The sequence below is a fragment of the Lysobacter sp. CA199 genome (assembly GCF_052078715.1).
Classification (GTDB): Bacteria; Pseudomonadota; Gammaproteobacteria; order Xanthomonadales; family Xanthomonadaceae; genus Lysobacter.
The window spans coordinates 12,547-39,387 of sequence record NZ_JBQJIL010000018.1 but is presented as its reverse complement, the minus strand read 5'-3'; the positions used below and the strand labels follow the sequence as shown (position 1 = coordinate 39,387).

23 protein-coding genes are annotated in these 26,841 nt (G+C 69.0%); 11 read left to right on the top strand and 12 right to left on the bottom strand.

The genetic code is table 11. The features are described 5' to 3' along the window. The first annotated feature begins 142 nt into the window (after positions 1-142). Positions 143-508, top strand: a complete 366-nt coding sequence (locus ACTOWJ_RS27465) for a hypothetical protein (RefSeq protein WP_441337817.1) — start codon at positions 143-145, stop codon at positions 506-508. 12 nt (positions 509-520) lie between these two features. Here ACTOWJ_RS27465 and ACTOWJ_RS27460 read toward each other — a convergent pair whose 3' ends face one another. The 3 genes from ACTOWJ_RS27460 to ACTOWJ_RS27450 all read right to left on the bottom strand — a co-directional run bounded on the left by ACTOWJ_RS27460 (position 521) and on the right by ACTOWJ_RS27450 (position 4,204). Continuing rightward, a complete protein-coding gene (locus ACTOWJ_RS27460; RefSeq protein ID WP_441337816.1) occupies positions 521-1,987 on the bottom strand; it encodes a sigma 54-interacting transcriptional regulator in 1,467 nt (488 codons plus the stop codon). Positions 1,988-2,464: 477 nt separating this feature from the next. Further along, positions 2,465-3,523 (bottom strand): class 1 fructose-bisphosphatase, encoded by a 1,059-nt coding sequence (locus tag ACTOWJ_RS27455; protein WP_441337815.1) that lies wholly within the window; start codon positions 3,521-3,523, stop codon positions 2,465-2,467. A 189-nt stretch (positions 3,524-3,712) separates the two neighbouring features. Beyond that, complete coding sequence (locus ACTOWJ_RS27450; RefSeq protein WP_441337814.1) at positions 3,713-4,204, bottom strand: hypothetical protein; 492 nt, start codon at positions 4,202-4,204, stop codon at positions 3,713-3,715. A gap of 33 nt (positions 4,205-4,237) precedes the next feature. Between ACTOWJ_RS27450 and ACTOWJ_RS27445 the strand changes: the two genes are divergently transcribed. Further along, entirely contained in the window at positions 4,238-4,867 is a 630-nt protein-coding gene (locus ACTOWJ_RS27445) for a hypothetical protein (RefSeq protein WP_441337813.1), read from the top strand. A 173-nt stretch (positions 4,868-5,040) separates the two neighbouring features. Further along, positions 5,041-6,114: a DNA polymerase IV gene (gene dinB / locus ACTOWJ_RS27440; RefSeq protein ID WP_441337873.1), complete on the top strand. Its 1,074-nt coding sequence runs from the start codon at positions 5,041-5,043 to the stop codon at positions 6,112-6,114. A 123-nt stretch (positions 6,115-6,237) separates the two neighbouring features. Here dinB and ACTOWJ_RS27435 read toward each other — a convergent pair whose 3' ends face one another. Next, positions 6,238-6,771 carry a GNAT family N-acetyltransferase gene (locus ACTOWJ_RS27435; RefSeq protein WP_441337812.1) on the bottom strand — a complete coding sequence of 178 codons (534 nt, stop codon included), beginning with the start codon at positions 6,769-6,771 and terminating at the stop codon, positions 6,238-6,240. A 257-nt stretch (positions 6,772-7,028) separates the two neighbouring features. Here ACTOWJ_RS27435 and ACTOWJ_RS27430 point away from each other — a divergent pair, with 257 nt between their 5' ends. From ACTOWJ_RS27430 to ACTOWJ_RS27410, 5 genes are all read left to right on the top strand, one after another. Further along, the gene (locus tag ACTOWJ_RS27430) at positions 7,029-7,694 is read left to right on the top strand and encodes a response regulator transcription factor (protein ID WP_441337811.1); all 666 of its coding nucleotides are present in this window, start codon (positions 7,029-7,031) and stop codon (positions 7,692-7,694) included. Continuing rightward, the gene (locus ACTOWJ_RS27425; RefSeq protein WP_441337810.1) at positions 7,691-9,214 is read left to right on the top strand and encodes an ATP-binding protein; all 1,524 of its coding nucleotides are present in this window, start codon (positions 7,691-7,693) and stop codon (positions 9,212-9,214) included. Before ACTOWJ_RS27430 ends, ACTOWJ_RS27425 begins: the two co-directional genes overlap by 4 nt. A gap of 303 nt (positions 9,215-9,517) precedes the next feature. Beyond that, a complete protein-coding gene (locus ACTOWJ_RS27420; protein WP_441337809.1) occupies positions 9,518-10,147 on the top strand; it encodes a hypothetical protein in 630 nt (209 codons plus the stop codon). Between the two features lie 17 nt (positions 10,148-10,164). Next, entirely contained in the window at positions 10,165-11,406 is a 1,242-nt protein-coding gene (locus ACTOWJ_RS27415) for an NIPSNAP family protein (protein ID WP_441337808.1), read from the top strand. Between the two features lie 103 nt (positions 11,407-11,509). Continuing rightward, positions 11,510-12,202: a helix-turn-helix transcriptional regulator gene (locus tag ACTOWJ_RS27410; RefSeq protein ID WP_441337807.1), complete on the top strand. Its 693-nt coding sequence runs from the start codon at positions 11,510-11,512 to the stop codon at positions 12,200-12,202. Between the two features lie 139 nt (positions 12,203-12,341). On the opposite strand, the gene ACTOWJ_RS27405 is transcribed toward ACTOWJ_RS27410, so the two are convergent. From ACTOWJ_RS27405 to ACTOWJ_RS27390, 4 genes are all read right to left on the bottom strand, one after another. Next, complete coding sequence (locus ACTOWJ_RS27405) at positions 12,342-15,569, bottom strand: hypothetical protein (RefSeq protein WP_441337806.1); 3,228 nt, start codon at positions 15,567-15,569, stop codon at positions 12,342-12,344. A 150-nt stretch (positions 15,570-15,719) separates the two neighbouring features. Further along, positions 15,720-16,607 carry an RNA polymerase sigma factor SigJ gene (gene sigJ / locus ACTOWJ_RS27400; protein WP_441337805.1) on the bottom strand — a complete coding sequence of 296 codons (888 nt, stop codon included), beginning with the start codon at positions 16,605-16,607 and terminating at the stop codon, positions 15,720-15,722. A gap of 330 nt (positions 16,608-16,937) precedes the next feature. Further along, entirely contained in the window at positions 16,938-17,585 is a 648-nt protein-coding gene (locus ACTOWJ_RS27395) for a response regulator transcription factor (protein WP_441337804.1), read from the bottom strand. Beyond that, positions 17,582-18,721 carry a sensor histidine kinase gene (locus ACTOWJ_RS27390; protein ID WP_441337803.1) on the bottom strand — a complete coding sequence of 380 codons (1,140 nt, stop codon included), beginning with the start codon at positions 18,719-18,721 and terminating at the stop codon, positions 17,582-17,584. The genes ACTOWJ_RS27395 and ACTOWJ_RS27390 overlap by 4 nt, the downstream gene beginning before the upstream one ends. A 158-nt stretch (positions 18,722-18,879) precedes the next feature. Here ACTOWJ_RS27390 and ACTOWJ_RS27385 point away from each other — a divergent pair, with 158 nt between their 5' ends. The 3 genes from ACTOWJ_RS27385 to ACTOWJ_RS27375 all read left to right on the top strand — a co-directional run bounded on the left by ACTOWJ_RS27385 (position 18,880) and on the right by ACTOWJ_RS27375 (position 22,710). Continuing rightward, a complete protein-coding gene (locus tag ACTOWJ_RS27385; RefSeq protein ID WP_441337802.1) occupies positions 18,880-19,617 on the top strand; it encodes a hypothetical protein in 738 nt (245 codons plus the stop codon). A gap of 91 nt (positions 19,618-19,708) precedes the next feature. After that, positions 19,709-21,064, top strand: a complete 1,356-nt coding sequence (locus ACTOWJ_RS27380) for an alpha/beta hydrolase family protein (protein WP_441337801.1) — start codon at positions 19,709-19,711, stop codon at positions 21,062-21,064. 260 nt (positions 21,065-21,324) lie between these two features. Then, positions 21,325-22,710 (top strand): FAD/NAD(P)-binding protein, encoded by a 1,386-nt coding sequence (locus ACTOWJ_RS27375; RefSeq protein WP_441337800.1) that lies wholly within the window; start codon positions 21,325-21,327, stop codon positions 22,708-22,710. A gap of 151 nt (positions 22,711-22,861) precedes the next feature. Here the strand turns inward: ACTOWJ_RS27375 and ACTOWJ_RS27370 are convergent, their stop codons facing one another. Genes ACTOWJ_RS27370 through ACTOWJ_RS27355 form a run of 4 tightly spaced genes read right to left on the bottom strand, consistent with a single transcriptional unit; the run spans position 22,862 to position 26,826 of the window. Continuing rightward, positions 22,862-24,883: a carboxypeptidase-like regulatory domain-containing protein gene (locus ACTOWJ_RS27370; protein WP_441337799.1), complete on the bottom strand. Its 2,022-nt coding sequence runs from the start codon at positions 24,881-24,883 to the stop codon at positions 22,862-22,864. A 10-nt stretch (positions 24,884-24,893) separates the two neighbouring features. Beyond that, positions 24,894-25,709 carry a hypothetical protein gene (locus ACTOWJ_RS27365; protein WP_441337798.1) on the bottom strand — a complete coding sequence of 272 codons (816 nt, stop codon included), beginning with the start codon at positions 25,707-25,709 and terminating at the stop codon, positions 24,894-24,896. After that, positions 25,709-26,206 (bottom strand): hypothetical protein, encoded by a 498-nt coding sequence (locus tag ACTOWJ_RS27360; protein ID WP_441337797.1) that lies wholly within the window; start codon positions 26,204-26,206, stop codon positions 25,709-25,711. Before ACTOWJ_RS27360 ends, ACTOWJ_RS27365 begins: the two co-directional genes overlap by 1 nt. After that, positions 26,203-26,826, bottom strand: coding sequence for a hypothetical protein (locus ACTOWJ_RS27355; RefSeq protein ID WP_441337796.1), 624 nt, complete (start codon positions 26,824-26,826; stop codon positions 26,203-26,205). The genes ACTOWJ_RS27360 and ACTOWJ_RS27355 overlap by 4 nt, the downstream gene beginning before the upstream one ends. Positions 26,827-26,841: the final 15 nt, after the last annotated feature.

Sequence of the window (26,841 nt, the reverse complement as noted above, 5' to 3'; positions counted from 1 at the left end):
CGCGCTTGAAACGTGTCGCTGACTCGCGCATGAGCGACGGCGAATTGCGCGGCCGCGCGCGCCGCGCAAGAATCCGCAGACGCGCCACAATAGTCTGCGTACCACGAACGTTTCCTTCTTCCGCACGGTCCCGCGCACGCTCATGAATCTGCATTGGCGCTTGTTCGTTTCCGCCACCACCGAGCCGGCCGCGCGCGCGGTGGCTTCGCGCCATTTCCAGCGCGCGCAGGTGGAGCCCTCGGCCTTGGCCGTCGCGCCCTATGAGAAGGGCGGTTTCAAGATCGACGCGCACAGCGAACACGCGACCGCTTCGTGGCCCGAGAGCGTGGTGGCGGCGATCGCCCTGGCGCAGCGCGCCGGCCACGGCTGGAGCCTGAGCGGGCTGATCATCGATGAGTTGAGCCTGTGGAGCACGACCGCTTCGACCGCCGGCATCGAGGCGATCGAGGTGAGCCTGCAGCGGGTGGAAACGCCGGTCGCGGACGAATCCGGCGACCACCCGGGTTGATCCCGGCGCCGGTCAGGCCGTGCGCACCGCGTCGTCGTCGATCTCGTCTTCGCTGCCGCGCATGCCCAGGCGTTGCATCAACCGATACAAGGTGACCCGCGACACGCCCAATTCGCGCGCCGATTCGCCCAAGCGCCGGCGGTTGCGGTGCAAGGCGCGTTCGATCGCTTCGCGGGTGGCCAGATCGCGTGCTTCTTCCAGGGTCATCGGCACGCCGTCGGTGGCATCGTCGATCTGCAAGTCGGCGGCGGTGATGTAGCGGCCGTCGGCCATCACCACGGCCTGGCGCACGCGGTTGATGAGTTCGCGCACGTTGCCGGGCCAGGGGTGGCGGTGCATGGCTTGGCGCGCGCACGGCGAGAAGCCCTTGATGCCGCGCGAGGTTTCCTGCGCATAGCGCTGCAAGGCGTGATCGGCGAGCAGATCGATGTCGCCGCCGCGCTCGCGCAGCGGCGGCTGTTGCAGCCGCAGCACGCACAGGCGGTGATACAGGTCGGCGCGGAAACGGCCGTCGGCGACGGCCTGGTCCAGATCGTGGTGGGTGGCCGAGACGATGCGCACGTCGACCGCGACCGGTTCGTGGCCGCCGCCGCGTTCGATCGAGCCTTGCTGCAGAAAGCGCAGCAGCGAGGCCTGGCTGTCCATCGGCAGGTCGCCGATTTCGTCGAGGAACACGGTGCCGCCGTCGGCCATTTCGATCCGGCCGAGCTTGCGTTGCTGCACGCCGGCGATCGCGCCGCGCTCGTGGCCGAACAGTTCGTAATGGACCAGGTCGTGCGCGATCGCGCCGCAGTTGATGGCGATGAACGGATAACGGCTGCGTTGCGACTGGCGATGCACGGCCATCGCCGCCAATTCCTTGCCGGTGCCGGTTTCGCCGGCGATGAACACCGGCGCGTCGGTCGAGGCGGCCTTGTTGAGGCCGCGGCACAGCGCGCGGATCGCCTCGCTTTCGCCGATCATGCCGTCCCTGCCGCCGCTGTGCATCGCATCGGCGCTGCCCGCGCCGCAGGCGAGCGCGGCCATGCCGTGGGCATGGCCGATCACGGTGTGCAGCACGCCCTCGGGACAAGGCAGGGTGACGTAGTCGTAGCAGTAATCGCGGATCAGGCGACGCGCGTTTTCGTCGTCGAGCTGGGCCGCGGCGACGCCGGCGATCCAACCGGCATTCTGTGCGGCCAGCGCGGGGCCCAACTCATCCAGGTCGCGCGCATCGAAGCCTTCGCGCAGATCGATCAGCACCGCATGCGGCAGGCGCGGACTGGACTGCAGTTGGCGCAGCGCGGCGCGCGCATCGGCGGCGCGGCGCAGGGTCCAGCCGAGGGTTTGCAGCGGCGCGAGCGCGTGCATGCGTCCGGCGCCGCCGGGGCAGAGGTAGATCAGTTCGCGCGCGCCGTCGCCGCGCGCGGCGGTGGCCTTGGCGGCTGAGGTGCCGGACGCGTAACGACTCCCCAGGTCGCCGCGGATGCTGTTGGCCATGATGTCGTCCCCCGCCGGCGCAATGCGCCTGCATTTACCGCAAGTTCTTACTCCAACGCAGGACGTTGCGAAAGACGGTCACCGACGGCCGGTAGGGCGGGCGCGCTGCGTTTATACGGGCGGCGGTGAGCCGGGGTGAATGGGGCGATTCGGTTTGGGTGGCCGTGTTGTCTCGATCGAATTGGCGCGGCGACCAGGTGAGGAGCAGCAAAAGAGCAAATCCCCTCCTCTGTTTTTCGAAGGAACGGGACGGTGAAGCAACGCTTGCGCAACCGACTCGAAGCGACGGACTGGCGCGAGCCAAGCGCTTATCGATGCGCGGCGATCGGTTCCCTTTTAAAAAGGGGCGGGCGCCTGCGTTGTCGGTAGTCGCGGCGAGCGAACCGCACCGGGGGATTTGCCTTTGCGCACGATCACCGCGGCATGGCGACTCCTCCTGAAAAAGGGCCCGCCAAACGCGCGGCGCCCGCCGCGGGCTCAGCCCTGTTCGGCGTCGAACTCGCGGTGGTAGCGCACCGCGGTTTCGACCTCGCTCTTGCTGCCCAGGAACACCGGCACGCGCATGTGCAGACCGGTGGGCTGCACTTCCATCATGCGCTGGCGTCCGGTGCTGGCCGCGCCGCCGGCCTGTTCGACCAGGAAGCTCATCGGGTTGGCCTCGTACATCAACCGCAGCTTGCCGCCCTGGGCGGCGCACTTGGCGTCGAGCGGATAACTGAAGATACCGCCGCGGGTCAGGATGCGGTGCACGTCGGCGACCATCGAGGCCACCCAGCGCATGTTGAAGTCCTTGCCGCGCGGGCCTTCCTTGCCGGCCAGCAGATCGCCCACGTAGGCCTGCATCGGCGGCTGCCAATGGCGCTGGTTGGACATGTTGACCGCGAATTCCTTGGTGTCTTCGGGGATCTTCATGTCGCGCGTGGTCAGCACGAAGCTGCCGACTTCGCGGTCCAGGGTGAAGGAATGGGTGCCGTTGCCGATGGTCAGCACCAGCATGGTGCTGGGGCCGTAGGTGGTGTAGCCGGCGCAGACTTGTTCGGTGCCCGGCTGCAGGAAATCCTTGTCCTGGGCCTGGGTCACGCCATCGGGCGCGCGCAGCACCGAGAAGATGGTGCCGACGGAAATGTTGACGTCGATGTTGCTCGAACCGTCCAGCGGATCGAACAGCAGCAGGTAGTTGCCGCGCGGATAGACGTCGGGGATCGGGTGCGAGGTGTCCATCTCCTCCGAGGCCAGGCCGGCCAGGTGGCCGCCCCAGGCGTTGGCTTCGAGCAGGATCTCGTTGCTGAGCACGTCGAGCTTCTTCTGCGCTTCGCCCTGGATGTTCATGCTGGCCGAGCCGGGGGTGCCGGCTTCGCCAAGCACGCCGCCCAGGGCGCCCTTGCCGACCGCGATGGAGATGGTCTTGCAGGCGCGGGCGACCACTTCGATCAGCAAGCGCAGGTCGGGATTGATGCGCTCGGCGCGCTGTTCTTCGATCAGATAGCGGGTCAGGGAAATACCGGTGTTGCTGGGGCTGGGGCTGACGGAGGACATGGGCTCGGGGCTGTGGCGGCGAGGGCGGCCATTGTCGCCGATGCGGGCGACCGGGCCGAGTCCGCCGGGCGGGCACGTTCAGTTTTTAAGGGGCGGGACTGGGCTGCGCGAGCACAACAGTTGCTCCGGCGGTTGCGTCGGTGTGCGAGGCTCTCAGGCCAGGAGCGGTAACCGGCGCCAGCCTGTGGGTCAGAGTGTCGCTAGCGTAGCCTCGCGCCGCAGGTGCCGCTCGGTCACGCCGAAGGCCTGCGCGACCTCGCGCTGGCTGCGTCCGGCGCGCACCGCGGCGCGGATCGCGACCCGGCGCAGGCCGACGAACACGCCCCAGGCCGAGGGAATCTCGATGGTGCCCGCAGTGCTGGCGCGGTCGAGCAGGCGCCGGTGGCTGGTCGCGTCCAGGCGCACGCCCAGCCGGATCGAGCAGTCGTCGCGGCCGCGCGGCAGATACAGCCGACGGCCGCCCTGATGGCGCACCAGCCGCAGCATCGCCTCGAAACCGCCCAGGTCGGCGACCTCGGCCGCGATCCATGGCAGCGAACCCAGCACCGCGACCCGATGGTCTTCGCAGAACCGACACAGCGACTCGAAATCCTGCGAGTCCGGCGCTGGCAGCCCGGCGAAATAGGGTTGCGCGGCAGTCGCGGCGTGGTCGGGCGGGGCGATGCGAAGTTCGTAAGTCATGTCCGTCAGAACGCGGTCGCGCCGACCACGTGAATGGCCGCCCGCATCGCCGCGTGCGCGCACGGGCTGGCCTGCGCCGGAGGTATGCAAGCAAACACGCAGCAGCGGCCAAGCGCGAGCGAACCCGGTATCGACACCTGCGCGCACGGTCCCCATGGCGCAAACGCGGAACCAGGGCGTTTCATCGTCGCGACGCGGCATCCCGCCGCGCACAGGAACGCAGCGATGCCTTACACCCTTACTCCGGCCGGCAATGCGCTGGCGATCGCCGAATACCAATGGGCCGCGGCCGCCACCGTCTCCAGCGATAGCAACCACATCCGGCCCACCGTCCAGTTCACCGGCTCCCCCTCGTGCATCGGCATCGCCGCGCGCAACAACAACGGCGCCGATGTGATCGGCATCCATCTGGCGATCGACGCTGCCGACGGCACCCGATTTGGCGTTGGCGACGTCGCCACCGTCACCAAGGTGCTGCAAGGTTGGAACTACGATCCGCTGACTGCGCTCGTGATCGGCCAGATCCCGACCTGGAAGGGCACGATTCCGACGGCCTTCGACCAACTGATCGCCGCGCTCGGCAATCCGCGTCAACTCGCCTACAGTGATGGCGTCTACGGCGCCGGCGTGAACGATATCAATCTGTTGGTGCCGACCTTCTGACCACCCGCATACGTCGCGCCGCTCGTCGATGCGGGCCTGCGCGCGACGGCGCTCGCAAAGCATCCGCGGCGCGCGTCACTCCAGGCCGACGGTCACGGCCGAGCTACTATGCGTCGTCACCCTGCGGCCCGCGTACCGTGTCCGTTTCCAACCGCAAGATCCTGCATGTCGACATGGACGCGTTCTACGCGTCGGTGGAGCAGCGCGATGCGCCCGAACTGCGCGGCCAACCGGTGGTGGTGGCCTGGCGCGGCGCGCGCTCGGTGGTGTGCGCGGCCAGTTACGAGGCGCGCAAGTTCGGCGTGCGCTCGGCGATGCCGGCGGTGCGCGCCGAGCGGCTGTGTCCGCATGCGGTGTTCGTGCCGCCGGACTTCGGCCGCTACAAGGCGGTCTCGCGCCAAGTGCGCGAGATCTTCGCCCGCCACACCGACCTGATCGAGCCGCTGTCGCTGGACGAGGCCTATCTGGACGTCACCGCGACCAAGACCGGGCTGCCGTCGGCGACCGCGACCGCCGAGGCGATCCGCGATGCGATCCGCGAGGAGACTCAGTTGACCGCATCGGCCGGCGTCGCGCCGAACAAATTCCTGGCCAAGATCGCATCGGACTGGAACAAGCCCGACGGCTTGTTCGTGGTCAAGCCGCATCAAGTCGAAGCGTTTCTGGCGCCGTTGCCGGTCGGGCGCCTGCCGGGCGTGGGCAAGGTGATGGAACGCAAACTGACCGAGCTGGGCGTGAGCGTGGTCGCCGATCTGCGCGCGCTGGGCGCGCAGGCGCTGGAGCAGCGTTTCGGGCGCTGGGGCCGGCGCCTGCACGAACTGGCGCACGGCATCGATCATCATCCGGTCGAGCCGTCGCGGCCGACCTTGCAGATTTCCTCCGAGGACACCTTCGAACGCGACCTGCCGCTGAGCGAGGTGGAAGCCGATCTGCGCACGCTGGCCGGCAAGACCTGGGCCGGGTATCAGCGCGAGTTGCAGCAGCATCCCGGGCGCATCGCGCGCACCGTGGTGCTCAAGCTCAAGACCTCCGATTTCCGCATCCTGACCCGCAGCCTGACTCCGCCGCAGCCGCCGGCGAGCGAGATGGAACTGGCCGATCTGGCCTGCGCTCTGCGCGCCCGCGTGGAGCTGCCGGTGTCGACCTTGTACCGGTTGGTCGGCGTGGGCGTGTCGGGGTTTTCCGAGGAGCTCGACGCGATCGCGCAGTCAGATCTGTTTGCCGATGGGGTTGAGGTTGTGGTGTGAGCGAGATCCGGACGAAACAGGTCTGCGCCGTGGCGTGATTGGCGTGGTCGCGGCACTGATGTGCCGTCGCCGCATCGAAGCCGTCGCGAATCTTTCCGCAGCGGCCACGGTATCGCGACCACCTCAAACCACCGCCTCTGTCTGCGTGCGCACCACATACTTCACCGCCTCCACCCGCACCGCGCGCAACGGCGCGTCGAGTTCGCGCGCGGCCTCGCTCCACAGCGGCGACTGGCACTGCAGGTTCAGGCAACCGAAGCGTTGCGCCGCATACAGCGCCTGGCGAAACAGTTCGGCTTCCACGCCGTGTCCGCGCCAGGCCGGGCGTACGTAAGGATCGTCCAACTGCAGGCAGTAAGCGCGTTCGAGCATCGAGAAGCCCGCGGTCGCGCTGGCGTAACCGACCACTGCGCCGTCGACCTCGGCCAACCATGCCCAGGCGCCGAACGGCGGTTCGAACAACACCTCCATCAGCTCCATCGCATCCGCGCGCGGCGGGCCGTAGGGACGCCGTTCCAGCGCGCGGCTGTCGGCGTGTTCCTCGCACAGCGCGATCAGGGTCTGCGCATCGGCGGGCTGCACCGGACGCACGGTCAGGCGGAGGGGCTCGCGCGCGGCGGCGGGAGCGGAGTCGGACGCGGCTAATTGGAGGGTCATCGCGGGCTTCCGGTTGGGGGGAGAGGCTGATCGGGCCGATCGCCGACGGCCCGGGCGCGGGCCGCGGCCTGACGCACCGGCCTTCGGGGGCGTAGCATCGGCGGCGACAAGCTCGGCGACGACGGCGGGCGGACAGCGGTCACGGCGGGTTCCACTGAGAATGCAGCCGCATCGTGCGCGCCGCCTTTTAAGAAGTTTTTAATCGTGCCAGCGCACCGTGCACAACGGCGATGCGGCCAAATGACGCAAGACGAGGCATGAAAATTCTGCTGGTGGAAGACGACGCGATGCTGGCCGAAGCGGTGCGCGCGGGATTGGTGCACGACGGCTGGCGCGTGGACTGGGTCGCCGATGCGCCCCTGGCCAAGACCGCGTTGGTCGATCACGATTTCGACGCGGTGGTGCTCGACGTCGGCCTGCCCGGCGGCTCCGGACTCGGCGTGCTGAGCACCTTGCGCAACCGTTACGACGCCACCCCGGTGTTGATCGTGACCGCGCGCGACAAACTCAGCGAGCGCATCGCCGGACTCGACGCCGGCGCCGACGACTACATCGTCAAACCGTTCCAGTTCGACGAGCTGTGCGCGCGATTGCGTGCGGTGATGCGGCGCAGCCAGGGCCGGGTGTCGCCGGTGCTCAGTTGCGGCACCGTGGTGCTGGACCCGGCGCGACGCCTGGTCACCCGCGACGGCGAACCGGTCGCGCTGAGCGGCCACGAGTTCCGCACCTTGATGCTGTTGCTCGAACGCCAGGGCCGCGCGGTCACCCGCGAGCAGTTGGAAGAAGCGGTGTACGGCAGTTCCGGCACCATCGAGAGCAACACCATCGCGGTCTACGTGCATCAACTGCGGCGCAAACTCGGCGAGCAACTGATCGTGACCGTGCACGGCTACGGCTACCGCATCGGCGGCGGGCCGGCATGAGCGCGATCGAGCAGCCCGAGCGCGTCGACGCGCCGGCCGAACACGCCCCGGCCGAACACGAGCAGCGCCGCGAGCGCTGGCGCGAACGCCGCCGCCGCCGTCGCGCCTGGCGCGAGCGGTGCCGTCAGCACGAATCCTTCGCCGGCGGCCGTTCGCTGCGCTGGAAGCTGACCTGGGTGTTGATCAAGACCGTGCTGCTGGCCTGGTTCGTCTGGTTGGCGTGTCAGGTCTGGCAGCTCAGCCGCGAACACTCGGGCATGCTCGACAACTCGCTGCGCGAGATCGCCGAACAGATCCTGGCGTCGATGCCCGAAGGCCTGGAGCGGCTGCCCTCGCGCGATCCCAAGCGGGTCACCGTGCCGGTGCAGGCCGACAGCAAGATGACCTTTCAGGTGTGGGCGCAGGGCCGCAACGTGGTGTATTCGGCGGCCGCGCCTTTCGAACCCCTCAATCCGGCGTTCAAGGACGGTTTCGCCCGGCGCACGATCGATGGCGAGCGCTGGCAGGTGTACACGCTGACCGATCGCCAGCGCGGCCTGATCGTGCAGGTAGGCCGCAGCAAGCAGATGGCGATCCAGGAACTGCGGGGCTGGATCGTCGGCAGCCTGCTGGCCGCCGCGCTGATTCTGGTGCTGTTCGGGCTGGCGACGTGGAAAGTGATCGGCCGCTCGCTGCGCCCGATCACCGCCTTGCGCGAAACGCTGCAGCGGCGCCCGCCGCTGGATCTCACGCCGCTGCCGACCCAGGCCTTGCCGTCGGAGTTCCGGCCGCTGGTGGACGCCTTCAACAATCAGCTCGAACGCGTCGACGCCGCGGTCCAGAACGAGCGCCGTTTCATCTCCGATGCCGCGCACGAGTTGCGCACGCCGCTGGCGGTGTTGAGCACCCATGCCGAACTGGCGTTGCGCGCGACCACCCTGGAGGAGAAGAACGCCGCGCTGGTCCGGCTCAATGCCGGTGTGCAGCGCAGCGCGCGCTTGTCGGAGCAGTTGCTGGATCTGGCGCGCCTGGACGCCGGCGAGGAATCGGTGCGGCTGGCGCCGCTGGATCTGTCGGACCTGATCGTGCTGGTGATCCGCGACTTCGAAACCCTGGCGCGCGAACGCCGCCAGCGCATCAGCCTGCGCGCCGGTCCGGCGCCGGTGCTCGGCGATGTCGATCAGCTCGGCATCTTGCTGCGCAATCTGATCGACAACGCGGTGCGCCATGCTGGCGCCGAAGGCCGGGTCGCGGTGTCGTGCGAGGCGCAGAGCGACGGTACGGCGATGCTGCGCGTAGCCGACGGCGGTTGCGGCGTGTCGCCGGAGGATTGCGAGCGCATCTTCGATCGCTTCTACCGCGCGCCGGGCAGCCCCGACGGCGGCAGCGGCATCGGCCTGTCGCTGGTCGCGCGCATCGCCCAGACCCATGGCGCCAAGATCACCTGCGGCCCGGGGCTGGAACGCGCCAGCGACGACCCGCGCGGCCCCGGCCGGGGGTTCGAGGTGTGCGTGCGGTTTCCGGCGGCGCCTGCGGGTTAGTGGGCTGGGCGTCGGAGCATAAAAGCAAATCCCCCCTAGCCCCCCTTTTCAAAGGGGGGAACTGCAAGGCGAGTTCATGGGGGCGGTGCCGAGCGAGTGAGTTCGCCCCTTTGAGTGGGGGCAAGCGCCTGCGTCGCTTGTGATCGCCTTCCGACCAAGCGCGTGGAGGATTTGCGCGTAAACCATCCGCGTCTTGTTCCCACGTCGCGCTTTCACCTTTCCACGCCGCCTGCTGACAACAGGCTGGCAGCAGCCCTCGCCCATCGTGTGCGAGTGCGATCGGCACGGTGAGGGGAGCGCGCGGTGGATAACAAAGACGTGGATCAGCGACGTCGGACGATGCTCCAGCTCGGCGCCGTCGCGCCGCTGGCGGCGCTGTCGTCGTCGCTGCAGGCGCAAACGGCGGTGGTGAGCGCGGGCCGACACGGTAAGTCCGAGCCATCGGCGCCCGAACCGGCCCGCGCCGCGGACGACGGCCGCCACGATTTCGACTTCTACCACGGCCGTTGGCAGGTCAAGAACCGTCGCCTGGCCAAGCGCTTGGCCGGCAGCCAGGACTGGATCGAGTTCGACGCCAGCGACGAATGCCGGCCGGTGCTCGGCGGCCTGGGCAGCGTCGATCGCTACCTCACCGACTGGAACGGCGGCATCGAAGGTTTCGCCCTGCGCCTGTACCGCCCGCAGGACCGCCAATGGCATGTGTACTGGGCCAGCGATCGCGACGGCATGCTCGAAGCGCCGCTGATCGGCGGCTTCCGCGACGGCGTCGGCCTGTTCGAAGGACTGGAGCTGCACGACGGCAAGATGCTGCCCTCGCGCGCGCGCTGGTTCGACATCCGCGCCGACAGCGTGCGTTGGGAGCAGGCGCTCTCGCCCGATGGCGGCAAGAGTTGGGAAACCAACTGGGTCATGCACATGAGCCGGTTGGCATGAGCTTGGGAGCGAGGGCGATGAACGACGCCAAGGCCGCCGACGGCCGCCACGATTTCGATTTCCTGTACGGCCGCTGGCAAGTGCGCAACGAGCGCCTGCGCCAGCGTCTGAGCGGCAGCGACGATTGGGAAATCTTCGCCGCCCGGCAGACCTGCGAGCCGGTGCTCGACGGGCTGGGCAATGTCGACGCTTTCCTCAGCGATTGGCACCGGCCCGGTCTGGACGACGCGTTCCAGGGCATGACTTTGCGGTTGTTCAACCTGCAGCGCCGGCAATGGAGCATCTACTGGGCCGGCAGCCACGACGGCGCGCTGGAGCCGCCGGTGGTCGGCGGTTTCGAGCACGGCGTGGGCACCTTCATCGGCGAACTCGAACACGACGGCCGGCCGGTGCAGGCGCGCTTTATCTGGAGCGAGATCAGCGCGAACACCGCGCACTGGCAGCAAGCCTTCTCCGCCGACGGCGGTCGCACCTGGGAAACCAACTGGCATATGTGGATGCGCCGCAGCGACGAGCACGGCCGCCTGCTGCACGAGGACGCGGTGATCGAACTGCGCCAGTACCGCATGAATCCCGGGCGCCGCGAGGACCTGATCGAACTGTTCGAACGCGAGTTCATCGAGTCGCAGGAAGCCCTGGGCATGCATGTGATCGGCCACTTCCGCGATCTCGACGACGGCGATCGCTACACCTGGATGCGCGGTTTTCCCGATCACGCCGTGCGCGCGGCCTCGTTGGACGCGTTCTATTCCGGCCCGACCTGGAAGCGCCATCGCGAGGCGGCCAACGCCACCTTGCTCGACAACGACGACGTGCTGATGCTCAAGCCGGCGCGGCCGGACTCGGGCTTCGCCCGGGCCGCGCGCGAACGCGAACCGGTCGGCAGCCGCGCCCGGGCCGATGAAGTGATGATCGCCGGCCTGTGCGCCTTGAACGCGCCGGCGCACGACGGGTTCCTCGCGCGCTTCGAACGCGACTTCGCGCCGTTGCTGAGCGAAGGCGGCGCGCGATTGCAGGCCGTCTACGTCACCGATGCCACGCCGAACGGCTACCCGCGCCTGCCGGTGCGCGAGGGCGAACAGGTGCTGGCGTGGTTTGCGAGCTATCCCGACGAAGCGACCCAACGCGATCACGCGGCGCGATTGGACGCCGATCCGCGCTGGCGCGCGGCGCTGGCCGACGCGATGCTCGGCGAACTCAAGCAAGTGCCGCAGCGGCGGCGGCTGTCGCCGGCCGCGCGCTCGGAACTGCGCGGGTGAACGCGCGCGGCGGGCCGTCGCGCGGTGCCGTGCGCCTGCGGTGCCGGCCGCGAATCGCAAATCTCGCGCTTGAGCGGCGCCGCGCCGCGCGGGATCATGCGGCATGCGCCGCGCCGACCGATTGTTCCTGCTGATCCATGCCCTGCGCGGCCGCCGCCAAGCGATCACCGCCCAGCAGCTGGCGCATACGCTTGAAGTGTCGCTGCGCACGATCTACCGCGACGTCGCCGACCTGCAGCGTTCCGGCGTACCGATCGAGGGCGAGGCCGGCGTGGGCTATCTGCTGCGCAAGGGCGCGGACATTCCGCCGCTGATGTTCAATCCCGACGAGCTCGAAGCGTTGGTCGTCGGCAGCCGCTTCGTGCGTGCCTTCGGTGGCGAGCGCCTGGGCCGCGGCGCCACCGCGGCGTTGTTGAAGATCGAAGCGGTGTTGCCGCCGGAGCTGCGCGAGCGCAGCGCGCGCACGCGGATCTTCGCTCCGGAATTGGACAATCGGATCGAGGCGAGCGGTCTGATCGACCTGCTGTACGGCGCGGTCCAGGAGCGCCAAGTGCTGCGGCTGCTGTACCGCGACGGCGAAGCGCGCGCGAGCCGGCGCGAGATCGAACCGCTGTGCCTGTCGTTCTGGGGCGGCAGTTGGACCCTGGGCGCGTGGTGCCGGCTGCGCGAGGATTTCCGTAGTTTCCGCCCCGATCGCATGGTCGAGCAGGTGTTGACCGGCGAGGTCTTCGTCGAGGGTCGCGAGCGCGGTCTGGACGCGTATCTGCGTTCGGTGGGCGCGCGCGGTTCGGACTGACGCGCTCGGATCGTGACCTCGGCGAAGCGCGCACGACAACCGGCCGCTCCGCGCAAGGGCGGCGAGCCCTCACCCGACGCGACAACTTCCAGCAACGCTCACCGCAGCCGCGCGCGCATGAAGTCGCGCGCTCGCCCAGTCACGCCCCCGGCCGCGCGATGCCCAGCACGTCGAGCATCTGGTCGATCTGTTGCATCGATTCGGGCGCGCGGTTGCCTTCGCGGATCAAGGTCTCGCCGTTCTTGATCCGGCCGCCGCGGTAACCGCCGGACACTTCGCTGTGGTCGAGGAAATCGGTGTCGCTGTTCGGGTCGGTCGCCGGCAGCTTGCTCGGGTCGCCGTCGATCGCATCCAGGGTCAGATGCAGGTTGTCGCGCAGCAGATCCAGCGGCGACTTGCCGCCGTCCACGCGCGTGGCGTCGATGTTGTTGATCCAGGTGCGTGTCTGCTCGGGGGTGAGGCCGCGGCTGCTTGCGTAGAAGGTCAACAGGTCGACCGGACTGTGGCCGTTGGCGCTCTGGTCGGCCAGCGAGTCGGCCGCGTCGGACTCCAGGCCCAGCTTAGTCAACAGTTCGCGCGTGGCGGCCGTATCGAAGCGATTGGAGGCTTCCACGTGCTCGTACTGGTTCACCGCGAGCATCGAGCCGACCACCAGGCCGCCGCCGATCAGCGTGGCCGGGCCGCCGCTGACGAAGATCGGTATGGCCGCGCCGCTCAGGCCGACGAGTTCCAGCGCGGCCTTGCCGTACTTGCCCTCGGCCGTGGACTGGAAGACCTTGACGCCGTCGCCCAACAGGCCCACCGCGCCTAGCGCCTTGTTGGTCAGGCTCGACCATCCGGTCGCGTGTTGTCCGGCCAGGAACGCCAGCTTGCCGTCCTGCGCGCCGACACCCAGGGCGACCAGGGATTCCGCGCCGGCCTTGGTCACGTTGGCCAGCTCGCCGACAAAGGTGAGCGAATTGCCCAGATCGGGTTCGCCGGCGAGCTGGGTCAGCGAATCGACCAGCGCCGCGGCCGGAGCGGCGTTACCGACCAGGCGCAGCTTGCGCATGATGCTGGTGTCTTCGGTCAGATTGTTGCCGCTGCCATCGGCCAGGCCGTTGAGGCCGGCGTTGATCCGACCGAGCTTTTCGGCGATCTCCGCGGTGGTGTCGCCGGCTTGGGGCAGATTGGCGTCGGTGATCCGCAGCGCCTCCTCGAATGCGGTGCGAGGCACGCCCAGGCCGCGGTAGAACGAATCGGGCATGGACGCGATCTTGGTCCGCAGACGCTCCTGCAATTGCGCGACATTGGTCGTGGTCGCGCCGGTCGGGTCGACGGTGTTGGCCGAGACGTCGTTCAGGTCCAGGCCGGCGGTCTTTTCCCCGATCTGGGTGTTGATCATGTTCGACACCCATTTCTCGCCGACGCGCGCGGCGAAATCGCGGGCCGGGTCCAGGGCCTTGGTGATGTCGGCGTTCTGTTCGGTGATATCGCCTGCATCGCCGAGCGGATCGGGCACGTCGATCACGTTCGGCGCCTTCACGGCCAGGTGCTGGTCGCCCAGACCGGCGTCGCCCAGGCCGGAGATGAAGCTCTGCGCGGCGTCCCCGCCGAGCAGCGAGGGATCGCGTTCGAGCGCGACCTCGATGGACTGCATCACCAACGGATCCTTGAAGGTTTCGGCGAGCATTTCGCTGCGTACCGCGGCCGGATCGCTTGTGATGCCCAGGTCGATCGTCCGGCCGGAAGCATCGACGAAACCCGGCGAATCCAGGGTCGCCTGCAAGGCCGGCGGCAAATCGTTGAGTTGGGCGAAGCTGTTGAACACCGCGGCGCCGTAATCGCCGACCTGGTCGCGGCTCGCCCGCGCCTCTTTATCGCCGGCATAGAAACCGTCGATGGCGGCGCGCCGGTCGGGCAGGCTGCCGTTCAAGCGCTGCGTGCCATCGATCAATTTCAAGGACGCGTTGAGATCCCCGATCGCATCGTCGGGGGCGTTGCCGAGCAACTGGTCGAATCCGCTCTCCACCGCGCTCATCACCGTGCGCGCGCCGTAGGTGTCGCCGGTCGCGGCGAACTGCCGCGCCAGTTCGATCGCCAGCGCCGGGTCTTCGCCGTTGCGCACCGCGGCGGTGACCGACATCGTCACCGGTATATCGCGCGCCACCTCGCCGGGCGCGGCCAGCGCCCGGTTGTTGCGCACCACCGTGGCCAGTTCGGGCACCAGGGCTTGGCCCAGCGCGCGGCCGTCGGGATCGTTGCACAGGTCGGTGAGCAGCGTCTGCATGCGGTCCAGACCGGCGAAGCCGGGACTGTTGGCGGCGAAATCGGCGCTGATCGCCTGGGCGCCGGTGCGCAGCAGTTCGTCGCGCACTATCGCCGGCATCGGCTGCGCGGCGAGCTGGGCGAAGCGGTCGCCGGTGGCGCGCGCATCGCCGTTGGCGATCGCGGGCTGGGCCGCCCACTGGGTCGCCTGGCTGAGCAGTCGCGTGGTTTGCGGCGTGCCGAGCACGAAGGTGGTCAGGCGTGGTTGCAACTCCGCCGGCACCTGATTCAGCGAGGCGGTCAGTTGCTGCACCTGATCGGCCGGCTGCTTGGCCGCGCTCGCGGTGGTGGTGGCGTCCTGCACCCAGCGATCGGCGCGGAAGCTGTCGATCGCCTCGCGCAGCGGCTGGGCCAAGGCCGGATCGTCCTGGTAGCGCGCCAACACATCGTTGCCGTACTGCTGGATGATCTGATCGGTCAGCGCCCGGCGCGCTTCCGGCGGCGCGTTCATCGCGAACAATTTCGCGTTGGTCAGCACCGCCAGCTCGCCCTCGACCGCATTGTTGAGATCGACTTGCGAAGGCTTGTCCTCGAAGGGCCCGTACGCCTGTTCCAAGCGCACGCCTTCGACCGCGTTGGCGAGGTTGCCGCGCAAATTCTCGATACCGCCGTTGGCGCCGGCGTTGACCACGCGCGAGGCCTGGTACTCGGTGATGGTCTGCTGTTGCTCGGGCGCGCGTCGGACGAAGGCGTCGACCCGCGTCGGGGTGATGACGTGGCCGGGATCGAGCCGGGCCAGTCCGAGCTCGGCCTGGGTGAGGCTGTCTTCGGCGGCGATCAGCGTCGCCCGGCCTTGCCCGGAGGTATCGGAGAAGCCCGCGTCCATGCGCGCCTGGCGCTGCACTTGGCGCGCCAGACTGACGTCGGCGCGGGCCTGTTCCAGCGGCGGCAGCGCCGGCTTGGCCGGCGCGACCGGCGTTGCGATCACCGGCGGCGTCGAAGCCGGCGGTTCGAGCGACTGTTGCGCGCGCCGCAACTCGGCCAGGGTCGGCAACGGCTCCGGTTCGGGCTCAGGCTCGGGCAGCGGCAGAGGCGCCTGCGGACGGATGGCATCGACCATGACAATCTCCCGAAGTGACCTGACACCGCGAGCCTAGTGAGCGAACCGGTTTCGCGCGCCTTGGGGCGTACCCTAGGTTTTTCGGGGGAAAAGCGCGGGTTTCAGGCGATTTGCGACGCGGTAGTCATTGTGTCAGCGCCGTTTGCGCATTCATCGAATCGACACCGCCTCCAGCCGCGCCAGCTTGTCGGGATTGCGCATGATGTAGATATCGCGCAGGCGGCCGTCTTCCTCATAGCCGAAGCTCATCGCCGCCTCGATCTTGCCGGCGCGTTCCAGGATCACGCCGCGCGAGCCGTTGAGGTCGACGAACAGCCAGCGGTCCTCGCGGCAAGCCGGGTGCAGCACCGACTCGATGAAGCCCAGCACCTGGCCGCTGCCGTGCAGCGCGTGCGGCGCCGCGGTGGCCTTGCCGCCGCCGTCGGAATGCAGGGCGATGTGTTCCGACAGCAACGCCGCCAGCGGCGCGGTGCGGCCCTGCACGATCGCGGTCTCGAACGCGGCCAGCAGGCGGTCCTGCTGCTCGGCCGGCGTGACGTGGCGCACCTTGGCCTGTTCGACGTTGCTGCGCGCGCGCTGCACCAACTTGCGGCAGGCGGCTTCCTCGATCTCCAGGATCCGCGCCACGTCGGCATAGGGCTGCTCGAAGATCTCGTGCAGCAGATAGGCCGCGCGCTCCTTCGGCGTCAGCCGTTCCAGCAGCAGCAAGAACGCGGTCGACAGCGAGGACGCCAGCGCCAGTTGTTCCTCGGGCTGGCCGGCGGTTTCGGCGTGGATCGGTTCGGGCAGCCAATCGCCGACGTAGTCCACGCGGGTGCGATGGGCCGAGCGCAGCAAGTCGATGCAGCGGCGCGTGCAGGCGGTGGTGAGCCAGGCGCCGGGGTTGTCGATGCCGGCGCGGTCGGCCGCCTGCCATTTGAGGAAGGTGTCCTGGACCGCGTCCTCGGCGTCGGCGCGCGAGCCGAGGATGCGATAGGCCAGGCCGGTCAGCATCGGCGCGGTTTGGGCGAACAGGCGGGTGTCGTCGGCGGTGGTCATCGGGCTCGATCGGAAAACGGTACGCAGGGGGCCGGGTCGCCGCGCCTGGGGTCGCAGACGATGGCGATGGCGGTGTCGGCTTGCAAGTGCCGGGGCCGGAGGCTCCGGTGGATGCGCGCGTGCATGGGTTCGACGATCCAGGTGCAGCGCCCGTGACACGCCCGCGATAATTTTCGTGATCCTCCCTGTAGGAGCGGCGCAAGCCGCGACCGCGACACCGCGCCAACGACCCAGGCCCGGCGGCAGGTTGATCGCTCAGCGTTGCGGTTCGCTGTAGTTGCGGTGTCGCAGTGGCGGCTTGCGCCGCTCCTACAGGGGGATGTTGCGGGCTCAGATCACCCGCAGCGTGATCGCCTTGAGCACCGCGCGGGTGCGATCGCGGGTGTCGAGTTTCTCCAGGATCACCGACACGTAGTTCTTCACTGTGCCCTCGGCCAGGAACATCGCCCGCGCGATTTCCTTGTTGGAATAGCCGCCGGCCATCAGCCGCAGCACCGAGACTTCGCGTTCGGTGAACAGCGCGCGCGGCGCGTCGTCGGCGTGATAGCGATAGCGCGCGCGCACCGGTTCGGTGCTGACCGGCTGCAGCAGGGTTTCGCCCGCGGCGACCCGTTCGATCGCCGCGCGCAGATCCTCCGGCGCGGCGTCCTTGAGCAAGAAGCCCTGCGCGCCGGCTTCGGTGGCGCGCAGCAGCAGATCGCTCTCGTCGAAGGTGGTCAGCAGCAGCACCGGCGTGCGGTCGCCGCGTTCGCGCAATTTCAGCAGCGCGTCGATGCCGTCCAGGCCGGGCATGCGGATATCGCTGAGGACCACGTCGACCGGGGTGTCGGCCAATCCATCGAGCAAGGCCTGACCGTCGCTGGCTTCGAAGGCGATCTGCAGGCCCAGGCGCTCCAACAGCGCGCGCAGACCGGCGCGCACCAGCATCTGGTCGTCGGCCAGGGCCAGCCGCACCGGCGGTTTCGGGTCGGCGCTCATGCTTGCGCGACCGGATGGATGGCGCCGTTCAAGGGAAAACTCGCTTCGATGCGCATCGCGCCTCGCGGACTGTGGGACAGCGCCATGATGCCGCCCGCGGCGGCGACGCGCTCGCGCATGCCCGCCAGGCCATTGCCCTCGTGCAGGGCGCCGCGCACGCGGCCGTCGTCCTCGATCAGTATCCGCAGCGTCGCGCCGTCGCGGCGGATGTCCACGCTCACGCGATCGGCTTCGGCATGGCGAGCGCTGTTGGTCAGCGCCTCCTGGACCACCCGCAACAGAGTTTCGGCCAGCGCCGGATCGGTCAGATGGATGTCCGCGTCGATGCTCAGATCCAGCGTCGGCTTGGGCATCGGCGCGGCCAGCGCGCGCAGAGCGGTGGCCAAGTCGAGCCCGCGCGCGTCGCGCAAGGCCTGGACCACGCCGCGGATGTCGCCGAGCAGCTCGCTGGCCAACTGCTGCGCCAATTGCACTTCTCGGCGTTGGCCAAGATCCGGTTCGGCGGCCAACAAGCGCAGGTTCAACATCATCGCGGTGAGCTTGTGCCCGGCCACATCGTGCAGTTCGCGCGCCATGCGCAGGCGCTCGGCGTCGCGCGCGCTGTCGGCGAGCAAGGCGCGGGTGGCGAGCAGGTCGGCGTTGACCAGGGCGAGTTGGTCGCGGGTCTGCTCGGCGCTGCGCGCGTAACGCGCGATCAGCGCGGCGAAGGATTGGAAGCCGGCGAAGATCAGGGTGATCACCAGCGGCGCGGGGCTGTGCGCGTGAACCAGGACCAGGTACAGCGCGAGGTTGATCGCGACCGACAACACGATCACCACGCCCCGCGGATAGACCATGCTCATGTGCGCGACCATCACCACCAGCAAGGCCGGCGATGCGCCGCCGCGCGAGGCGAACCAGCACACCGTCAGCGCGCTCGCGGCTTCCAGCGCGAACAGCACCGCGCGCGCGTAGACGCGGCGGTCGGGCAGGAAATCGTGGGCGAGGAAGGCCGCCGCGAAGCCGAGCATCGCCAGCCACAGCACCGGCGAAGTCGGGTTCTGGGCATAGCGCAGCGACAACGCCACCGCCAGCCAGGTCAGCAAGGCCGGAAGGTTCATCGGTTGCAGCACGGTCCGGCGCAGCAGGGTGGTCATGCCGGCATGCTGCGGCGCGGCCGCGGCGCTGGCAATGCTCGCGGCGCAGAAAGTGACTTCCGGCAGGTCCAGGTCGTGACCGGCGGGCCCTGCCCCGGCGCCGCCCGCGGACCACCATGAGCCTGCCCCGGCGACGTCCGCCGGGCGGGAGGTCGGACATGGAACACGTCTTCATCCAGCAGGTCTACGCAGTCGTCAAGTACGTGCACATCGCGATCGGCGTACTGGCCTTGATCGGTTTCTGGAGCGCCGGCCTGGCGCACAAGGGCAGCGATCTGCACCGGCGTGCTGGCCAGCTGTTCTTGTTGGCGATGACCGGCATCGTCGTCACCGCGGTGGCGATGACGCTGTACGCGTTGCGCAACGGCAACCTCTATACCGCCGCGTTCCTGGGCTATCTGATCGTGATCACCGCCACCGGCACCTGGGTCGGCTGGCGCGCGATCGTCGATAAGCGCGATGTGCAGCGCTACACCGGGCCGGTCTATACCGCGCTCGCCGCGCTGTCGGTGGTTTCCGGCGCGGCGATGTTGGCCTTGGGCGTGAAGATCGCAGCGCCGCTGTTCATGGGATTTTCCAGCATCGGCCTGTACATCGGCATCGACATGCTGCGCAAGCGCCGCGCTCGCGACCGTCTGGCCGCGCGACCTCGTTGGTGGTTGGTCGAGCACTACACCGCGATGATCGGCAACGGCATCGCCGTGCACATCACCTTCCTGGGCGTCGGCCTGCCGCGGTTGTTGCCGATGATCGATGGCGCGGCGTTGCATTACGTGGCGTGGTTCGGTCCGTTGCTGGCCGCGATCGCCGCCAAGCTGTGGGCCGACCGCCGTTGGGGTCCGCGGTCCGCGCGCAAACCCGCGGTGCGGGCGCAGGCACAGCACATCGGCGGCTGAAACGAAAGTGTCGAGCGTTGCCGCAGCGGGGCCGCAACGGATATGGCGCAACGCGCATCACAAGCCACGACCTCCCTCTACGGCTACCTAGATGAACGCTTCCGTCCTGCGCACCACTGTCTTGTTGACCGCGTTGCTGGCCAGTGCCGGCGCATCCGCCGCCGCGCCGGCCACCGAGGCGAAGATCGACGCGCGCTGCCACGCCGGCGCCTACCGTCTGGACGACGGCAGCGTGGTCGCGCTGGGCACCTTGGATAAACCTTCGCTGCTGCGCTGGCGCTTGATCGACGGCCGCACCGGCAAGCTCACGCCCAAGGACGGCGGCTGGGTCAGCACGCGCGGTTGGACCGACCAGTCCGACGGTGTGCAAGTGTCGCTGGGCAGTTGCGCCGAAGGCCGAATCCAGTACGCCAGCCACACCGGAAAGAAAATCGAATTCGACATCGTCGACACCAAGTTCGAAGGCAACGGCGTGAGCCTGCGCGGGCGTCTGGTGTTGCCGCGGGGCCAGAAGAACGTGCCGGTGATCGTAATGGTGCACGGTTCGGAGAGTTATTCCGGCGTCGACGGCTATTACCAGCAGCACCTGTTCCCCGCCGAAGGCGTGGGTGTTTTCGTCTACGACAAGCGCGGTACCGGCGGCTCCACCGGCAAGTACTCGCAGAACTTCCACGATCTGTCCGACGACGCAGCGGCGGCGTTGCGCGAAGCGCGGCGGCTGGGCGGCAAGCGGATCGGCCGGATCGGTTTCCACGGCGGCAGCCAGGGCGGCTGGGTCGCGCCGTTGGCGGCGAGCAAGACCTCGCAGGCGAAGTTCGTGTTCGTCGGCTTCGGCTTGGCCGACAGCGTGCTGTCCGAAGACCGCGATCAAGTGGTGCTGGATCTGCGCGCGGCCGGTTTCGGCGATGCCGACACGTTGCGCAAGGCACGCGAAGTCAGCGACGCCACCGGCGTGGTCGCCTCCAGCAATGGCGCGCGCGGGTTCGAGCAGATCGACGCCTTGCGCGAGAAGTACCAGGGCGAGCCGTGGTGGAAGGCGCTCAAGGGCGAGTACACCGGTCTGATCGCGCTGCGCACACGCGCCGAAGCGATCGCCGAAATGGCCAAGTTCGATTTCGAAGTCAGCTGGGACTACGACCCGATGCCGGTGCTGCGCACCTTGAAGACGCCGCAGCTGTGGGTGCTCGGCGGCGACGACGTCGAGGCGCCGTCGGAAGAAACCCAGAAGCGGCTCAAGGCGCTCGGCGACGCTGGTCGGCCGATCGCCAGCGTGGTGTTCCCGCAGGCCGACCATGGCATTTTGGAATTCGAGAAGGACGCCAAGGGCGAGCGCCAACACACCCGCACCGCCGATGGCTATGTGCGCATGCAGTTGGACTGGATCAAGGACGGCACGCTGAAGCATTGGCCGTATGGCACGGCGAAGCAGTTGGCAGGGCCGAAGTGAGTCCGAACGTTTACGACAATGCCCCGCTTTTGTCGCCCTCTCCCGCTTGCGGGAGAGGGCGACCCGAGAGAAGCCCAGCAAGCGATCGGGCGAGCGACTCCAACCCAGTTTGCAGTTTCGCGTCGAATCTCATACCCGATCGTCATAACGTAGTTCCGCATCGTGCGCGTCGCTTTACGAAGCGGTAACCCCCGCTTTACACGGTCGGCGGCGCAAGCGGATAGAACATCTGCTCCCCAACGCGTCGCAGGAGCAGCCTCATGCGGATCACGATCGTCGGAGCGGGTTTCAGCGGCAGTGCGCTGGCCAGCGAATTGGCCCGCAACGCCGGACCGGGCGTGGAACTGTGCCTGGTCGGGCAGCCGGAAAGTTATGGACGCGGCGTGGCCTACGGCGAGGCGCGGCCGGAGCATCTGCTCAACGTGCGCGCCAGCGATCTGGGCGCCACGCCCGATCGCCCCGGCGGTTTCGCCGATTGGCTCAACCTGACCGACCGCGCGCGCGGCAGCTATCTGCCGCGCTTGCTCTACGGCGAGTACCTGCATGCGCAATTGCAGACCGCGGTCGTCGGCAGCACCGCGGCGTTCAGTCAGATCCGCCACGAGGCCATCGCGGTCGAGCGCGCCTCGGCGGGTTTTCGCGTGCATCTGGCCGACGGCAGCGACTTCGTCAGCGATCGGGTGGTGCTCGCGCTCGGCGCCTTGCCGCCGCAACCGCTGCCCGGCGTCGGTCCGCGCTTGGCGGTGCATTCCAGTTACCTGGGCTGGCCGTGGCAGGACGGCGCGATCGACGCCATCGCGCCGGATGCGCGGCTGTTGATCGTCGGCACCGGCCTGACCATGGCCGATGTGGTGATCACCTTGCAGCGGCGCGGCCATCGCGGGCCGATCGTGGCCTTGTCGCGCCATGGCCTATTGCCGCGCGCGCACGGCGAAACGCCGCCGCCGGCCGTGGCTCTGCCGCCGGCGGTGCTGCATGCACTCGACCGGCATGCGCCGCGCGAACTGTCGCGGGCCTTGCGCACTTTGGCGCCGGTGGTCGCCGACTGGCGCAGTCTGGTGGACGCCTTGCGCCCGCATCTGCAGAACTTCTGGCAGGGACTGCCGACGGCGCAGCGGGCCAGTTTCCTGCGGCACCTGCGTTCGTACTGGGAGATCGTGCGTCACCGCATCGCTCCGCAACTGGCCGAGGAACTGCAGGCGCTGCGCGACAGCGGACAACTGCAGGTGCGCGCCGGCCGGTTACTGCGCGCACGCCGCGGCGACGACGCGGTCGAGGCGTTGATCCGCGAACGCGGCGGTCAGCGCCTGCACACTGAACGCTTCGATGCGTTGATCCGCGCGACCGGCCTGGATACCGATGTGGAACGCACCACCCATCCGCTGATCGCGCACTTGCGCGAATCGGGCTTGGTCGCGGCCGATCCGCTGGGCCTGGGCCTGCGTAGTTCGGCGCAGTTCGAAGTGCTCGATCACAAGGGTGTGGCGGTGCGCGGCTTGTACGCGATCGGCCCGCTGCTGCGCGCGCAGTTGTGGGAGATCACCGCGGTGCCCGAGCTGCGGGTGGCCGCGCGCGAGTTGGCCGGGCGGCTGTTGGCGACTTCGGCGGTGGCCGGGCGCGCGGCGGAGCGGGTGGCGATCGCTTAAGGCCCGAGGTTTCGTTGCGGCAGCTGTTGTGGGAGGGGCTTTCAGCCCCGACGCTTTTCGATCCGCTCGCAGCGAAACTTTGTCCATGTCCGATCGAAAAGCGTCGGGGCTGAAAGCCCCTCCCACAAAAGACCTCGTGCAACATCGCGCCTCAGCGTATCCGCGTCGCACCGATTTCGATCCTGCGGGTATCGCGCACCTCCACCGTCACCGGCAGCGCGCCCTCCTCCACCGACCACGGCAGCGGCAGGTTGTCGGCGATCACCTGCACCCGGTGCGTGCCGACCGAAACCCGCGCGAACGCGAACTGGCCGTTGCTGTCGGTGCGCACCGAATAACGGCCGTCGAGCACCACGGTGACGTTGGCCGCGGCCAGTTCGGACGCGGCGCGCACGCCGTCGGTGTTGTCGTCGAGGAAGATCGAGCCGGCGATCTCGCCGGTCGCCGCGCCCGGCGCGCCGCCGATCACGGGCAGCGGCCGGCCGGCGTTGTAGTCGTAGCGCAAGGTCAGGAAACCCGAGCGTTGCCGCGGCAGGTTCTGGAACGGAGAATCCAGCGCCAGCGGATCCAGCGCGAACGGCGAACGCTGCGAGCCGCGGCTTTGATACAGCGCCGCGCTCAAGCCCCAGCCCGGCGCGATGCGCCAGTTCAAACCCAGATTGAGATCCACCCCGCGCAGCGCCGACGGGCCGTCGCCGCGGGTCCAGCGCGCGTTGCCGTCCAAGGACCAGCGCTGGCCCAGTTCGATGCCGCCGTACAACGACAGCGTGGTACTGCGGGCGCTGCGCTGGTCGGGCTGGCCGAGTTCGCCATATCCCAGCGAGACCGACAGGCGCCGGCCTTCGCGCAACGGCAGCGCCTGATCGATGCTGGCCTGCCAGCTGCGGCCGATGTCGCCGCCGCCGCCGGCCTGATCCCACTGCAATCGGGTCAGGCCCCAGTCGCTGCGGCGGTCGAGGAAGGTCTGCAGCGCATAGCTGTCGCTGCCTTCGACCTGGCGCAGGCTGGCACTGGCGCCGTAACCGAGCGAGTTGCTGGCCTGATAACGCGCGAACGCGGTCGCGTAACGGCCGTCGAAACCTTCGCCGCTGATCGAGCGAATCTCGTCCACGCCGGCGTTCCAGATCCAACGCCCGTACTGATAGCCGATGCGGTAATAGCCGCCGCGCACGTCGCGGTTGATCGGCAGCGCGCCCCAGACCAGTCCCGGGTCGAGCGAAAATACGCCGTAGTTATGGCGGAAGCGACCGCGCCGGGCGCTGGCGTCGATCCAGCCGCCGGTGGCGTCGGTGCGCACCGCGCCGGGATCGAGCACGCTGGGATCGGGGCCGCGGCTGTTGAGCAGATTGATCTGCACCGCGTCGTGCGCCGAGCCCCAGGCCGCGGCCCAATGCACGGCCTGACTGGAACCGCCGGCCAGACCGGGCTGGCCGAGCGCGTCGGGCACGATGCGCCCGTCGGTGCTCAACAGCGAGGCCGACGCGGTCCAGCCCGGTGCCGGTCGCCACTGCGCGCCGAGCGCGCCGACCCGGCCGTCGGCGACATCGAAACCGACCACGCGGGTGCCCTGGTAGACGCCGGCGCGGCCGAACGCGCCGTACAGGCTCAGGCCGTCGGCGTCGCGATTCCACTGCGTGCTCAGGCCGGCCAGCGACACGGTCGGCAGAAAGAAGCGGTACTGATTGCGCTGCAGATCCAGCGACGGGGTGTTGATCGCGCCCAGGCCGTTGTCGATCCGCCAACCGCCGTCGACGAACAGGCCGCGCTGCCACAAAGTCGCTGCCCCGCCCGAGCCGCCGCGGCCGTTCTTGCGCTCGCGGTCGCTATGGAAGGCGGTCGCGTCCAGCGACCAACTGCCCCAGTTCGCGGTTTCCCAATAGCCGCCGGCCGACAAGCCTTGCTCGTCGTAACGTTGTTCGCCTTGCTCGTTGCGGGCCCAGTCCACTTGCACCCGCAGCGAACGTGGCAAGCCGTCGCTGTCGCCGCGTTCGCCCTCGTCCGGCGGCAACGGCGCCAGCGCCTGCGCGGCGATGATGCGATCGCGGTATTCGCCCGTCGTCGCGCCGTCGCCCTCGCCCACCGTTTCGCCGGCGTGCGCGCCCGCGCCTGCCGCAGCGAGCGCGGCGGCGAGGCAGGCGGCGAGCCTGGAGCGCGGGAACGCGGGCGACTTCAACGGCGCGCGCTCACGGATCGAGTCGGGTGTCGATCGGCAAGCGTTGCTTGTCCCAGTCCAGCGCGCCTTTGAGCTGCAGCGGATAGACGATGGTCGGCGCCGCCGAGGCGTCGTCGTCGGCCTGCGGATTCAGCGCGATGGTGCGGGTTTCGCCCGGCATCAGCGGCAGGCTGCCGGGTATGAAACTCAGCTTGCGGCCGTTGCCGTCGGTGCCGTCGATCAGGCCTTCGAGTCGGGTGTGCGCGTTGCCGTCGTTGCGCACTTGCAGCAGCGGCAGCTTGCGGCCTTCGACATCGCCGACCGTGGTGCCGATCAGCCGCAGTCGCGCGGCGGCGTCGCCGATGCCCAGGTACACGATGATGCCGATGCGACCCGACACCGGCAGCGCCAACGCGCCGCCGAGCATCTCCGGATCGCCTTCCAACAAGATCGCGAAGCGGCATTCGCCGACCGGCGCGTCGGCCGGCACCGCCACTTCGAAGCGATAGCGGCGCTTGCCGTTGGCCGGCACCTGGATCTGCGCCGCCTCCAGGCCCACCCATGGCCGGCAACTGCCCGGCGCGAGCGCGGTGTCGAACACCGCCGAGCCCTGCGCATCCAGATGCCAGTCGGCGGTCTTGAGGCTGTAGCGCGCGGCCGCGCCGGAAACGTTGGTGATCTCCACCACGTTGCGATACACCGTGCCTGGCCCGGCGCGATCCTCGAAGCGCGGCGGCGAGACCAGCGCGGAAAAGCCCTGCGCGGTGGCGAAGGTCGGGGCCAGCGCGCACAACGCCAACAACAAGGTGCCGCGCAGTCGGGCGGCGTCGATAAGCGAGCGGCGCATCAGAGTTCGTCCAGGTCGATTTCGAAAGTGAAGTTCAGCGTTTCCGCGCGCAGCAGGCGCTGGCCGTCGGTGCGCAGGCTCAGGCGCAGGTGGTCTTCCAGCGCGGTCTCGGGAATCAGTCCGCTGTAGACCAGGCCGCGTTCGCCGGCGCGCAGGCTGCCGGGCAGCAAACGGCCCTGGCTGGTCCAGGTCGCGGTGAGCGGAGCGGACGGCGACGCCGGCAAGCTCATGTAGACGCGGCCGACGCGGCCGCGCCAGGTCGCCACGTTCAAGCGCAGCGCGACATCCAGCACGCCGGTCACGCCGCTGCCGGCGCCGCCGCCGGGCAAGGGCGAATCCCAGCGCATCTGCACGTTGGGGGCTGAAACCTGGGTGCCGCTGTCGTCGACGCGATAACTCGCCGCGAGCGCCGGCGCGGTGGCGGCCGACAGCGCGAGCGCGCTGGCGACGCCCAGCGCCGCGGCGCGCATCTTCGCGCGATCGATGGCGCGGCTCATGGCGCGCTCAAGGTGTAGGTCACCCGGCCGGTGTAGACGCCGGCGCCGACCAGCGCGTCGTTGGAATAACTGAAGCTGTGGCAGCTCTCGCGCCAGGTGTTGACCGGAAAACTGGCCAGGGTCTGGCTGCCGCCGGTGAACTGCCCGGCCGGGATCGGCTGCGCGCCGGTTTCGTTGTTGCCGCTGCTGGTCCATGTGATCTGCGAAAACGCGATCGTCTGGCCCTGCGCGTTGGTCAGGCCGGCCGGCGCATTCGCGCTCAGGGTCGCGGTACCGGTGATGCCGGGCCGGCGATAGAAACCGCCGACGTAGATCTGCGCGGGCACGTTGCAGAACGCGAAGCCGTCGTAGTTGCTGTTGGCCTGGGTGGCGTTGGTGGTCATGGTCTGATCCACGCCGTTGCCCAGTGCCGCCGCCGGCACCGTCACCGAGACCAAATTGAGCGTGCCGCCCGAACCGGGCGTGCCGCCGCTGCTGTAGTTGCCGGTGAACACGCCGTTGCCCACGCGCAGATAGATCGCGCGACTGCCCGGCTGGATGGTGGTGGTGAACGCGTCGGCCGCCTGGCTCCATGCCGAGACGAGCAACAACAGCGCCCAGCCGCGGGAACGTGCGGTCATGGTCGATCTCTGGGG